The 12,674-nt window shown below is 62.6% G+C and carries 10 protein-coding genes; 5 read left to right on the top strand and 5 right to left on the bottom strand.

Annotated elements, in window-relative coordinates:
* Nucleotides 1-143: 143 nt before the first annotated feature.
* Together AC1RMG_RS04975 and AC1RMG_RS04970 are read right to left on the bottom strand one after the other, a co-directional pair.
* Nucleotides 144-878 (bottom strand): response regulator transcription factor, encoded by a 735-nt coding sequence (locus tag AC1RMG_RS04975; protein WP_077934099.1) that lies wholly within the window; start codon nucleotides 876-878, stop codon nucleotides 144-146.
* Between the two features lie 222 nt (nucleotides 879-1,100).
* Complete coding sequence (locus tag AC1RMG_RS04970) at nucleotides 1,101-1,526, bottom strand: response regulator transcription factor (protein WP_370059109.1); 426 nt, start codon at nucleotides 1,524-1,526, stop codon at nucleotides 1,101-1,103.
* 434 nt (nucleotides 1,527-1,960) lie between these two features.
* Between AC1RMG_RS04970 and AC1RMG_RS04965 the strand changes: the two genes are divergently transcribed.
* Nucleotides 1,961-2,587: a response regulator transcription factor gene (locus AC1RMG_RS04965; protein ID WP_125063114.1), complete on the top strand. Its 627-nt coding sequence runs from the start codon at nucleotides 1,961-1,963 to the stop codon at nucleotides 2,585-2,587.
* A 10-nt stretch (nucleotides 2,588-2,597) separates the two neighbouring features.
* On the top strand, nucleotides 2,598-5,804 hold the full coding sequence (locus AC1RMG_RS04960) for an ATP-binding protein (protein WP_370059108.1): 3,207 nt from the start codon (nucleotides 2,598-2,600) through the stop codon (nucleotides 5,802-5,804).
* A 30-nt stretch (nucleotides 5,805-5,834) separates the two neighbouring features.
* On the opposite strand, the gene AC1RMG_RS04955 is transcribed toward AC1RMG_RS04960, so the two are convergent.
* Complete coding sequence (locus AC1RMG_RS04955; protein WP_011061242.1) at nucleotides 5,835-6,749, bottom strand: helix-turn-helix domain-containing protein; 915 nt, start codon at nucleotides 6,747-6,749, stop codon at nucleotides 5,835-5,837.
* 163 nt (nucleotides 6,750-6,912) lie between these two features.
* Here AC1RMG_RS04955 and AC1RMG_RS04950 point away from each other — a divergent pair, with 163 nt between their 5' ends.
* From AC1RMG_RS04950 to AC1RMG_RS04940, 3 genes are read left to right on the top strand one after another with little or no spacing between them, the layout of a single operon-like run.
* The gene (locus AC1RMG_RS04950; protein ID WP_493168554.1) at nucleotides 6,913-8,271 is read left to right on the top strand and encodes a glutamine synthetase family protein; all 1,359 of its coding nucleotides are present in this window, start codon (nucleotides 6,913-6,915) and stop codon (nucleotides 8,269-8,271) included.
* A gap of 47 nt (nucleotides 8,272-8,318) precedes the next feature.
* Nucleotides 8,319-9,407: a polyamine ABC transporter substrate-binding protein gene (locus AC1RMG_RS04945; protein WP_350404886.1), complete on the top strand. Its 1,089-nt coding sequence runs from the start codon at nucleotides 8,319-8,321 to the stop codon at nucleotides 9,405-9,407.
* Nucleotides 9,404-10,717: an NAD(P)/FAD-dependent oxidoreductase gene (locus tag AC1RMG_RS04940; protein ID WP_011061239.1), complete on the top strand. Its 1,314-nt coding sequence runs from the start codon at nucleotides 9,404-9,406 to the stop codon at nucleotides 10,715-10,717. Before AC1RMG_RS04945 ends, AC1RMG_RS04940 begins: the two co-directional genes overlap by 4 nt.
* Before the next feature lie 118 nt (nucleotides 10,718-10,835).
* Here AC1RMG_RS04940 and AC1RMG_RS04935 read toward each other — a convergent pair whose 3' ends face one another.
* Nucleotides 10,836-11,783 (bottom strand): alpha/beta fold hydrolase, encoded by a 948-nt coding sequence (locus AC1RMG_RS04935; protein ID WP_065364020.1) that lies wholly within the window; start codon nucleotides 11,781-11,783, stop codon nucleotides 10,836-10,838.
* Nucleotides 11,784-11,905: 122 nt separating this feature from the next.
* The gene (locus tag AC1RMG_RS04930) at nucleotides 11,906-12,649 is read right to left on the bottom strand and encodes a TetR/AcrR family transcriptional regulator (RefSeq protein WP_011061237.1); all 744 of its coding nucleotides are present in this window, start codon (nucleotides 12,647-12,649) and stop codon (nucleotides 11,906-11,908) included.
* Nucleotides 12,650-12,674: the final 25 nt, after the last annotated feature.

The following is a 12,674-nucleotide window of genomic DNA, read 5'->3' as shown; positions in this document are numbered from 1 at the left end:
TTCAATGACCCAATTGCCCGGGGGCACTGGACGAGAGGTTCAGCTTAAGCATGGGGTACGAGGCTGTTAATGGCTGAGAAGCCAGGAAACTTGCGTCAGCGTCCAGAGCGTTCATCGGCGATCTGGACGGTGCTCCGGGCCAATTAAGGGGGCAGTTGGGTCGCGTCGTCCTGGGCACGCTCGTCTGCCGGCTCGCGGGAAGCAATATGCAGGTCCAGCTTGCGCTGCACCTTGAACAGCTCGGCGTCGGTACGGATCCCCAGCTTTCTGAACGCGGCCTGCTTCTGCCCGCTGATGGTCTTGATGCTGCGGGAAAACTTGCTGGCGATCTGCGAGATCCGCAGGCCATCCAGAAAGCAGCGCAAGACTTCGTTCTCCTTGGGGGACAGGGTCTCAAGGCTGGTCAATGGCGGGCTGCCCGGCTCGGCGGCGGGGCCGATTGGCGGGTGCTGCACGGCGAAAGCCAGCAACGGCGACAGATAGAGCCGCTTGCTGGCTACCGTGCGGATAGCTGGAATCAGGTCGTCCAGGGATTGTGATTTGCCGAGAAAGCCATTGGCTCCGATATCGATGATCTGCTTGACGAAAAACGGCGTCTCGGTGGCCGAGGACACCAGGATCAGTAAATGCGGGTATTTGTTGCGCAACAGGCGGATCAGGCGCAGGCCATCCAGGTCGCATTCCTGCAGCTGGTAATCGAGCACCAACAGGTCCAGTTCGGTATCACGCAGGGCCGAGATCAGCTCGCCGCTGCTGGCATACAAACCCACCAGCTGGAAATCCGCCACGCTCTGCAGCTGTAGCTGCATTGCCATGCGAATCAATGCGTGATCGTCCAGCACTGCGATGCGCAAGGGCTTGTTAACGACAAGTGACATAGCGCCTCCAGAACGTTCGATGGTGGTCTTCAGAACTGGATATTCCATCCTCTCAAGCCTCTAGTCCGAGTGGTCCTGGCCCACCGACCGTCACGGCCTTGCGACAGTCTTTCAGGTCACCAGTGCCGGGTACTCTAGAGCGCCGGCCGCCTCGCCATAACAAGAAACGTCTTGAAGTTTTCCAAAGAAAATCTTGAATCGAGGGCTACGCGGCCTGTTCGGCTAGGCGTCGTAGAGTGGCTTTTCCATGCTTGCCCGGCCATCGCTGAGCATGGCATAGCGTTCGCCGCGAGCCAGGCTTCGCAGCGCATCAGCGTAGTCCGGCAAAGACTGCGTCTTGGACATCACCCCATGCGCGCCCACGGCCTGTAGCTGCGAGGCAATTACAGGGTCGGGACGGTTCAGCAGCACGAGTATTTTCAGATCGGGGTAACGGGTACTCAAGTTCCGCACCAGATGAATCGGGTCGCGATCCATCAGGTGGCCGATCATCAGCACGTCCAGCTGGTTTTGTTCAAGGGCCTCCAACATGTCGGAGAAATTGAAGAACTCGCTCAGGCACAGAACCGACTGCCTGGACAGATGCTTGTACAGACCGTGGCGGACAATATTATGTTGCTCCAGTACCCCTACCCTTAACTTCAACATCGCTTGGTTCGACCTCTGAAAAATAGTGGGCCGTCACACTGCTGGCACAGTGCACTAGAATGCTGCCCGCCACTCAGGCTCGCCCTGTGCCTGGCTGAATGACAGGGCAAGATAAGCTCTGCGCTGTGGGTGGGATGTAGGAATAGTCTTGAATTGCATTCATCTAGTCGAGATCGCTGCCAAGAGCCCGTCAACCCGAAGGAATGGATTCGAAAACAGGAATTTTCTTGGCAGTACTCAGGTTGCTTCCTGCTAGCCTGCCAGTGACATTCTGATGACCCTGAGGGGCTTATTCGGCATCATTTTCTTATTTGAGCTTTCCGCAAATCCGCCCTAGGTCAGAGAAAAATCTCAACCAGCCTCAGATTTCATCAAGGCGCTGACCGTTGTTGGCTCACTTATTACCTAGATATTTTGATTCTGGATAACCTGGCATGAGTAAAAGTGTACTGATCGTCGATGATCACCCGGTAGTCTGTGAGGCGATTCGCAAAACCCTGGAGACTCAGGGCTACTCCATTGTTGGCGAAACTGCCGACGGTATCAGCGCCCTGAACATGATCCTGTCGCTGAAGCCGGACATCGTGATCCTGGATGTCAGCCTGGAAAAAATGGACGGTCTCACCGTGCTCAAGCGCATCGCCCAGGCGAACCTGGATGTGCGGGTGCTGGTGTTCACCGCCCAGTCCGTCGACACCTATGCCATGCGCTGCCTGCAGGCCGGAGCCAGTGGTTTCGTGAGCAAGAACGAACCCCTGACCAGACTGCTCAAGGCGGTGGACACCATCGTCGAGGGCTATGTGTTCTTCCCAAAGAAGTCGATGCCGTTCAGCGATGGCGGCCGCGGCAAACACAGCAGCGACGTCCTGGCGGCGCTGACCAATCGTGAACTGGAAGTCCTCAAGCTGCTCGCTGAAGGTCTGACCAATCTTGAGATCGCCGAGAAACTGCACCTGAGCAACAAGACCGTCAGCGGCCACAAGATCAATATCTTGAGCAAGCTTGGGGTCACTTCGGTGGTGGATCTGGTGAACATCGCCAGGCAGAACGAACTGGTCTGAGTAACCTGATGTGAGGTTACTGCCGCGCCCGCTGTTTTTCGTACTGATATTGTGGTTGGCCCTGCCGGTATTCGCGCAGGACAGGGTGAAGATCCGTGCCCGCCAGCCGCTGGACTTCCTCGATATTCGCCCCAGCATCGATGAACAGACCTGGCTGCGTAACAAAGAGGCCCTGTTGGTCGGCATCGTCAGTGGCGACCTGCCCCCCTACCGGGAAATCAACCAGCGCCATGAACTCGAAGGCATAGGGGCCGACTACCTGGGGGCCTTGCAGCGCGAGCTGGCGATCCCCGTGGAAGTCCGCACCTACCCCAATACGGATGCCGCCTATCACGCCTTGCGCAGTGGTGAGGTCGACCTGGTAGACAGCGCTACCCAGGTGGAAGCCGAGGATTACCAGGTCCGGCTGAGCCCGAGCTACGCGGTCACCGAACTGGCCCTGTATGCCGAGAGCGGTGACCTGCGGGACTACCGCGCGAACATCTCCAGGACACGGATCGCCGCCACCCGCGGCATGGCCCTGGAGCTCTATCTGCGCACCGGCGGACGGGGCCTGATCCAGCTGTACGATTCCCCCCGCGCCGCCATGGGCTCGGTACTCGATGGCGACGCAGATATCTACCTGGGGGACTCGCTGTCTACCGGCTATCTATCCAGCCAATTGTTCAGCGACCAGTTGGTGATCAGCCACAGTGCACGGTTGCCGGAAATCCGGGTCGGGTTTGCCGTGGCCCGTGACAATACCCACCTGCAACAGTTGCTCGAGCGAGCCCTGGGCGGCATCAAGCGCTGCCAGGTGATATCGGCGCTGCAGATGTGGGGCGGTACGGGTAACTGCGACTCCAACAGTTTTCGCGAACGCCTGGACGCCGATCAGCGTCTCTGGCTGGAGCATGCACCGCCGGTGCGGCTGGTGATCAGCGACGACCTGGCGCCCTATGCGTTTTTCAACAGCCGCGGGCTGTTCAACGGCATCGCTTCGGACCTTCTGGACCTCATCCGACGCAAGAGCGGGCTGCGCTTCGAGGTCTCCCGGGTCGGCTCGCTCAAGCAGGTCGACACCCGCCTGCGCGAAGGCCGTGCAGACCTCAGCATACTGGCCCGCGCCAACCCCAGGCGTGCGTCCTACCTGTACACCCGGCCCATCGTCACTACGCCCTATGTGATTGTGCGCAAGACCGACGCACCGCCCCTGGCACCGCTGAACCGCGACTCCATCGGCTCCGTGGCGCTCGCCTCCGGCTACCTGCAGAGCGAGGACCTGCGCGAGCGCTATCCACGGCTATGGGTCCAGCAGACATCCACCGTTGCCGAGGCCCTCAACCGGGTGCGCCAAGGCAAGGCGGACTTCACCCTGGCACCAGCCAACCTGGCCAACTACTACCTGTCCTTCAGGCTCCAGAACAGCCTGAAGATTCACGGCATGATGCAAGGCCAGGAAGCCCGGATCGCCTTCGCCGCACCGCAAAGCCAGCAGCAACTGATCGCCATCATCGACCAGGCCATGGCCGAGATCAGCCCTCAGGAATACCTGCAGGTCCTGGGTCGCTGGCGCGCCAGCGGCAGCACCGACGATAGCTACTGGAAAGGTGTGACGGCCTTCACCTGGAAAATCCTGGGCAGCCTGGGCCTGATGCTGGTGCTGGCGGCCTGGTGGATTCTGAGCCAGCGACGACGGATCATTCGCAAGCGCCTGGACCTGCTGCAGCGCCAGTTGATCCTCGACCAGTTGCGCGATGCCAAAGAAGCCGCCGAGCATGCCAGCCGCAGCAAGACCGTGTTCCTGACCACCATGAGCCATGAGATCCGTACCCCCCTGAGCGCCATCGTCGGCATGCTGGAGCTGGTGCTGACCCGTGACAACGACCGCGAACTCAATACCCGCTCCGTGCATATCGCCTACGAGTCGGCGCAGAACCTGCTGGCGCTGATCGGCCATATCCTGGATATCTCGCGGATCGAATCCGGGCGCCTGACCCTGCGCCCGGAAGCCGCCAGCCTCAAGGACCTGATCGAATCGGTGGCCAATGTCTTCGATGGCCTGGCCCGCCAGAAGCACCTGGACATCCACCTGCAGTTCGATGCCTGGGCCACCGCGCAAGTGTGGATCGATGGCCTGAAGTTCAAGCAGATCATCTCCAACCTGCTGAGTAACGCGATCAAGTTCACCGAACAGGGCGAGATCCATATCCGTTGCCTGGGCCAGGTGAAAGATCAACACTTTCTCGACTTCCATGTCGAAGTGATCGACACCGGCCCGGGCATTCCGGCTTCGCAGATCCAGAAGATCTTCACCCCGTTCTTCGAGGTCGACAGCGTGGTCAGCAACCCTAACGCCGGGTCGGGGCTGGGCCTGTCCATCAGTCATTCGCTGACCCAGTTGATGAACGGCAGCCTGCAGGTCCAGAGCGAACTTGGCGTAGGTACCCGCATGACCTTCAAGGCCTGTTTTCAGCGCGTTGCCGACGAGCGCAGCAGCGCCACCGACAGCGCGGAACAAGCGGTGCTCAACAGCACCGACCAGCCCCTGTGCGTGTTGATCGTCGAAGACCACCTGCCCAGCCAGTACCTGCTCAACCAGCAGATCAACTACCTGGGACACGAGGCCCTGATCGCCTACAACGGCCTGGAAGGCCTGGCCATGTGGCAGGAGCATGACGTGGATATCATCATCACCGACTGCAACATGCCGCAGATGAGCGGCCATGAGATGAGCCAGGCGATCCGGCGCATGGAGGGCCAGATGGGGGTGCGCCCCTGCACCATCATCGGCCTGACCGCCAGCGCCCAGCTTGAGGAACTGGAACGCTGCCTGGCTTCGGGCATGGACAGTGCCCTGACCAAGCCGATCAGCCTTGCCGGGCTGAACCGCCTGATCCCCAAGCTGAGCCTGACGCCCCCCCAGGCGCAGAGCGCGGTGCCGTCGTTGAACGGCGACATCCACGCCGCTCTGGCCGAGCACGTGATCAACAGCAACAACGAGGAACTGCAGGCCTTGAGCAAGGCCCTGGCCAGTGGCAATCGCCAGGCCCTGAAAGCCATCGCCCACAAGCTCAAGGGCACGGCCTACCTGCTCAATACCCAAGGTTTGCTGGAGCTGTGCGTCAGCCTGGAAGAGCTGGTGGCCGAGGCGGCCCAGGAGCAGCAATTGTCCACCGCCGTGGCCCGGCTGGATCAGGCCCTGCGCGACCTCAACCAGTCATTGCAAGTGTACTGAGGGCTTGCCCGCAAGGCCCGGGCGCACGCCCTAGCGACGCGCCACGGCACTGCGTTTCAAGGTCTGGCTCGGCAGCTCCTTGAACAGCGCCCGGTAACTGCTGGAAAACCGCCCCAGGTGCCAGAACGACCAGTGCATCGCCACCTCGGCCACCGTGGTCTCAGTCGGCCCTCGGCTGAGCAGTTCACGGTGCGCGCTGTTGAGCCGGCGCAGGCGCAGCCATTGGCTGGGGGCCATCCCGGTAAAGGCCTTGAACGCACTCTGCAACTGGCGCAGGGACACTCCGGCTACCTGGGACAGCTCCAGCAGGTTGAGGGTTTCCTCGGGCACGTCGGCGGCCCACTGCGCTACCCGTTGCATGATCCCCCGCTCCTCGCTGCGCCGTTGCAGGCCGCCGCGGTCCAGGCGCACGCAGGCGTTGTCGAGGATGTACAGGCAGTCTTCCAGGAGTTGCTGGGTCAGGGCTTCGCGGCTGGGCGGGTCGAGGGTCTGGGACAGGCGGGTCAGGGTCGAACTCAGCCAGCGGCAGAACAAGGCGTTCTGCTGGCTGTTGAGGGGCGCCATGAACAGCCCGTCGAGGCGCTCCACACCCAGGCCGTGGCCGCGGACGAACTCGGGGCCGAACACCACCGCCACTTCCTGGTAGTTCTCCGGGGTGATCCAGATATTGCGGCTCTCGCCGTTGAGCACGTACAGCGCGTTGTCGCTGCGGTCGAAACAGAACGCCAGGGCGCCTTGGGGGGCACTGAAATTCTGCTCGACCCGGGTATTCATGCATTCCTCGTAGATCTCCACGCCCTGCAGGTCCAGGTAGCGCACCAGGCCGTTGAAATGGCCAGGGGACATCTGCTGGTAATGCTGGACCCAACCCGGGGTGGCACGGATCTGATCGGCGACATCGAAGGTGTTGAAGGCTTGGACCTGAAGCGGATTGGACGCTGTCATCGGGGGACCTTACGCACTCGTTTGGTGCGTTTTGGTTCTGCTTAAAGTGGATAGATGGAACAACAAGGCTCGCCCAAGATAGTCGCCAATGCGCCGCAGGGGAAGCCTTGCCGGGATACTCCCGCTCACCTCGGAGCAGATAAAACCAATAATCGAGGTCTTTATGAACGCCCCTTTCGATCAGCTTTCCTCCTGGCTGAAAGATCACAAGATTACCGAAGTAGAGTGCGTGGTCAGCGACCTGACCGGCATTGCCCGCGGCAAGATCGCACCCACCAACAAGTTCCTGCATGAGCGAGGCATGCGCCTGCCGGAAAGTGTCCTGCTGCAAACGGTAACCGGGGATTTTGTCGACGACGACCTGTACTACGAACTGCTGGACCCGGCCGATATCGACATGGTCTGCCGCCCCGACTCGTCATCGATCTACCTGGTGCCCTGGGCCATCGAACCCACCGCCATCGTCATCCACGACACTTTCGACAAATTCGGCAACCCCATCGAACTGTCGCCGCGCAACGTGTTGAAGAAAGTGCTGCAGCTGTACACCGACAAGGGCTGGAAGCCGATCGTCGCCCCGGAAATGGAGTTCTACCTGACCCAGCGCTGCGAAGACCCGGACCTGCCGCTCAAGGCTCCCCTGGGCCGCTCCGGCCGCGCGGAAAGCGGTCGCCAGTCGTTCTCCATCGATGCCGCCAACGAATTCGACCCGCTGTTCGAAGATGTCTACGACTGGTGCGAAGCCCAGGGCCTGGACCTGGACACGCTGATCCACGAAGACGGCCCGGCGCAGATGGAAATCAACTTCCGCCACGGCGACGCCTTGGACCTGGCGGACCAGATCACCGTGTTCAAGCGCACCCTGCGCGAGGCGGCGCTCAAGCACAACGTCACCGCCACCTTCATGGCCAAGCCGGTGGCCGACGAGCCCGGCAGCGCCATGCACCTGCACCAGAGCGTGGTGGACATCGACACCGGCAAGCCGATCTTCGTCGATGCCAACGGTGAGAAAAGCAAGCTGTTCCTGCACCACATCGGCGGCCTGCAGAAGTACATCCCCAAATTGCTGCCGATGTTCGCCCCCAACGTCAACTCGTTCCGCCGCTTCCTGCCGGACACCTCGGCCCCGGTGAACGTCGAATGGGGTGAGGAAAACCGCACCGTGGGCCTGCGGGTTCCGACCGCAAGCCCCGACGCCATACGCGTGGAAAACCGCCTGCCCGGCGCCGACGCCAACCCCTACCTGGCCATTGCCGCCAGCCTGCTGTGCGGCTACCTGGGCATGGTCGAGGGCATCGAGCCCAGCGCCGCGGTGGAAGGCCGGGCCTACGAGCGGCGCAACCTGCGCCTGCCGATCACCATCGAGGACGCCCTGGCACACATGGAGGACTGCCCGACCATCGAGCAGTACCTGGGGCGCAAGTTCGTGCGCGGCTACGTGGCGGTCAAGCGTGCCGAACACGAGAACTTCAAGCGCGTGATCAGCTCCTGGGAACGCGAGTTCCTGCTGCTCAGCGTCTGACAACCCGCATTCTGCAATCAACAAAAACAACCCGAAGAGGTGTCGATATGCGTCTTTTGAAAGCAGTGATCCCGGCAGCATTGGCGGTCTTGTGCAGCACCGCCGTCCAGGCACAACCCAGTGTCAGCGTGTACAACTGGACCGACTACATCGGCCAGACCACCCTCGCCGACTTCCAGGGCAAGACCGGGGTCAAGGTGATCTACGACGTCTTCGACTCCAACGAAACCCTGGAGGGCAAACTGCTGGCCGGGCGCACCGGCTACGACGTGGTAGTGCCCTCCAACCACTTCCTGGCGCGCCAGGTGAAGGCCGGCGCGTTCCTCAAGCTCGACCGCTCGCAGTTGCCCAACTGGAAGAACCTGGACCCCAAGCTGCTGGCCCTGCTGGAGCAGAACGACCCCGGCAACCAGTACTCGGTGCCCTACCTCTGGGGCACCAACGGCATCGGCTACAACGTCGACAAGGTCAAGCAGGTACTGGGCATCGACCACATCGACTCCTGGGCGGTGCTGCTGGAGCCTGAGAACCTCAAGAAGCTGCAGCAGTGCGGGGTGTCGATGATGGACTCACCGGATGAAGTGTTCCCGGCGGTACTCAACTACCTGGGCCTGGACCCGCGCAGCGAGAACCCCGAGGACTACAAGAAGGCCGAGGCCAAGCTGCTGACCCTGCGTCCCTATATCACCTACTTCCACTCCTCCAAGTACGTTTCGGACCTGGCCAACGGTGATATCTGCATCGCCTTCGGTTACTCCGGCGACGTATTCCAGGCCGCCAACCGGGCCAAGGAAGCCAAGAACGGGGTGAACATCGCCTATTCGATTCCCAAGGAAGGCAGCAACCTGTGGTTCGACCTGCTGGCGATTCCCGCCGATGCCGGCAACGTCAAGGAAGCCCACGCCTTCATCAACTACCTGCTGGACCCGCAAGTGATCGCCAAGGTCAGCGCCTATGTCGGCTACGCCAACCCCAACCCGGCTTCCCAGCAGTACATGGAGGCCGATCTGGTGAACAACCCCGAGGTCTATCCACCTCAGGCCGTGCTCGACAAGCTGTACATCTCCACCACCCAGTCGCCGGCCATCATGCGCTTGATGACCCGCTCCTGGAGCAAAGTGAAGTCCAACAAATGATTCAGCCAAACCTTTCGGGCAGCGCCAACGGGCATGCCCGCTCCTACTACGCCGCCTCGGCCGGCAGCCTGCCCGGCTACCCATCGCTGGAGGGCCAACCGAGCGCCGACGTCTGCGTGATCGGCGGCGGTTTCACCGGGGTCAACACCGCCATCGAGCTGGCCCGGCGCGGGCTCTCGGTGATCCTCCTGGAAGCCCGGCGCATCGGCTGGGGCGCCAGCGGGCGCAACGGCGGCCAACTGATCCGCGGCATTGGCCACGAGGTCACAGGCTTTGCCCGCTACGTCGGCCAGGAAGGGGTGAAATACCTCGAGCAGGCCGGCATCGACTCGGTGGAGGTGGTACGCCAGCGCATCAGCGAACATGCCATCGACTGCGACCTGCGCTGGGGCTTCTGTGAGTTGGCCAACACCCCGGCCCAGTTCGCCGCCTTCCAGGCCGAGCAGGACAGCCTGGTCAGGCTGGGCTACCGCCACCCCACTCGGCTGGTGGCGCCCCAGGACATGCAGCAGGTGGTGGCCTCCTCGGTGTATGCCGGGGGGCTGGTGGACATGGGCTCTGGGCACTTGCACCCGCTCAAGCTGGTGCTGGGCGAAGCGCGGCTGGCAGCGTCCCTGGGGGTAAGGATCTTCGAGCAGAGCCCGGTGCTGGAACTGACCCACGGCGACAGTGTGAAAGTGCGCTGCGCAACCGGCACCGTCACTGCCGGGCACCTGGTGCTGGCCTGCAATGCCCACCTGGAAGACCTCGAGCCGCGGCTCAGTGGCAAGGTGCTGCCGGCGGGCAGCTACATCATCACCACCGAGCCGCTGGCCGAGGCCCGGGCCAGGCAACTGATCCCGGACAACCTGGCGCTGTGCGACCAGAAAGTCGGCCTGGACTACTACCGCCTGACCGCGGACCGGCGCTTGCTGTTCGGCGGTGCCTGCCACTATTCGGGGCGTGATCCGGCGGATATTGCCGGCTACATGCGACCCAAGATGCTCAAGGTCTTCCCGCAGTTGCAGGATGTGGCGATCGACTTCCAGTGGGGCGGCAAGATCGGCATCACCGCCAATCGCTTCCCCCAGGTCGGGCGCCTGTCGCAGTACCCCAATGTGTACTACGCCCAGGGCTATTCCGGGCATGGCCTGAACGTCACCCACTGGACTGCCCGGCTACTGGCCGAGGCCATCCATGCCGGCCACAGTCGCGGCCTGGACGTGTTCAGCGGCGTGCCGCACATGACCTTCCCCGGCGGCCCGGCCCTGCGGGCACCACTGCTGGCCCTGGGCATGCTCTGGCACCGGATGCGGGAAATGCTCGGTTGATCGGCCCCCTTCGCTGGCACCACCCGACCTCGTAGCAGCCGGCTTGCCGGCGAACACCTTGCGCCGCACCTGCTGGCGCGTTCGCTGGCACGCCAGCTCCTGCGGGGCGGCGGGCTCTCTAGGTGAACCGGCGCTGCAGGAAATCCAGCAACAGGGCATTGACCTGCTGTGGCCGTTCGTTCTGGATCCAGTGCCCGCAGTCCGCCAGCAGGTGCTGCTCAAGGTCCGCCACCTTGCCCGGCATGCGCTTGAGGGTATGGGCTTCCAGTACACCAACCGGGTCCTGGTCGCCCAGCAGGAACAAGGTCGGTTGCTGGACCTGGGCATCGGCCAGGAACTCGGTGCGCTTCCAGGTCCGCTCGAAATTGCGGTACCAGTTCAGGGCACCGCGAAAGCCGCGCCCGGCGAAGGTCTGGCGATAGGCCTGGAAATCCTCCTCGCTGCACCACTGCGGCAACCCTGCGGGCACCGTCACCCCGTCGAACAACCGGGCATCGGCCGGCTTGGGTTGCAGCAATGCACCGACATTGCCCATGAACAGGCGCAGGCTGGCGTCTATATCGGCGTCCAGTTCCACCTCGGCCACTCCCGGCTGCTGGAAGTAGAGGATGTAGTTGAAATGCTCGCCGTGCACCTGGCGCATGATCTCGCTGGCCGGGCGTTTCGGCCGCCCGGCAAAGGGCACCGACAGGGTCACCAGCGCCGCCACCCGCTGCGGCTCCAGCAGCGCCAGGTGCCAGGCCACGGGGGCGCCCCAGTCGTGGCCGACGATGCACACCCGCTGCTGGCCGAAGGCGTGCATGGCCTGCTGGATATCGGCGCACAGGGTCAGCAGGTCGTAGGCCTGCACCGCCTCGGGAGCCGAGCTGCGGCCATAGCCACGCATTTCCGGGACGAACACCCGGAATCCCGCTGCCACCAGGGCCGGCACTTGATGGCGCCAGGAATGCCAGCACTCGGGAAAACCGTGCAGCAGCCATACCGGCTGCCCGTGTTCCGGGCCGCTGACCCGCACACTGAGCTCGATGCCGTTGACGGCCAGAACATGCTGTTGGGAGGAACTCATGGCGAATGCTCCAAGGCAGATGCAAGGAGCAGAACCTAGCAGATGTGGGCACCTGCCCCGAGAATCATTGACGCTCCGAATGATCCTGCTGCGCTGTCGGGGCCGGGCGGCTCAGCCGGGAATCAGCCGGCCAGGGAATGGGATTGCTGACGGATCAGGCGCTGGGTATCGAGGACTTTCTCCAGGGCCTGCTCGGAATCGGGGTCCTGCATGGGGGCGCGAATCGCCGCCGACACCAGGCTGATGAGCTTGGCCATGACTTCAGCATCGGTGGCCGGGCGTCCAAGGCTCATGGCCTGCATCAGCAGGCGCAGCTCGGTGCCGGCCATGACGCCGGAAATAGCCTTGAGGGCAAATTGCAGGCGCACCCCCAGCTCGTTGCGCGGCAGGTCCGGCAAAGCCAGGGCAAAGGCCTTGAAGAAGCGCTCGAACACCGGCTGGTAATGCTCCTTGAGGTATTCCTGGATAAAGGGCGAAGTATCGCTGTAGACCCGGCCAAGGAAGCGGATGAACGAGCGCCCTTCCACGCCGCCACTCTCGTCGCTGCGCTCAAGGCCCATGGCCGGGGCGAACAGCACCCCCAGCAGGGTTTCGCAGTCCAGCGGGCCCTCGGCCTGTTCCTCGCACTTGGCCAGCAGTTCCAGGCGCTGATCATTGAGTGGCCCCAGGCGCTGCATCAACAGGGCCTTCATCAGCGAATCCTTGTCGCCGAAGTGGTAGTTCACCGCCGCCAGGTTGACCTTGGCCCGCTCGGTGATCTGGCGCAGCAGCACCGCGTCGTAGCCGTACTTGATAAATAATGCCTCGGTCGCTTCCAGCAGTCGGGTCTTGGTGACATTGGGGGCACTGAGTTTCTTGGCGACCATGGAGGACTAACCTTTGCTGGGATGA

Source organism: Pseudomonas sp. GW822-FHT04H02, assembly GCF_058800645.1.
This window is presented reverse-complemented; position numbering and strand designations above follow the sequence as displayed.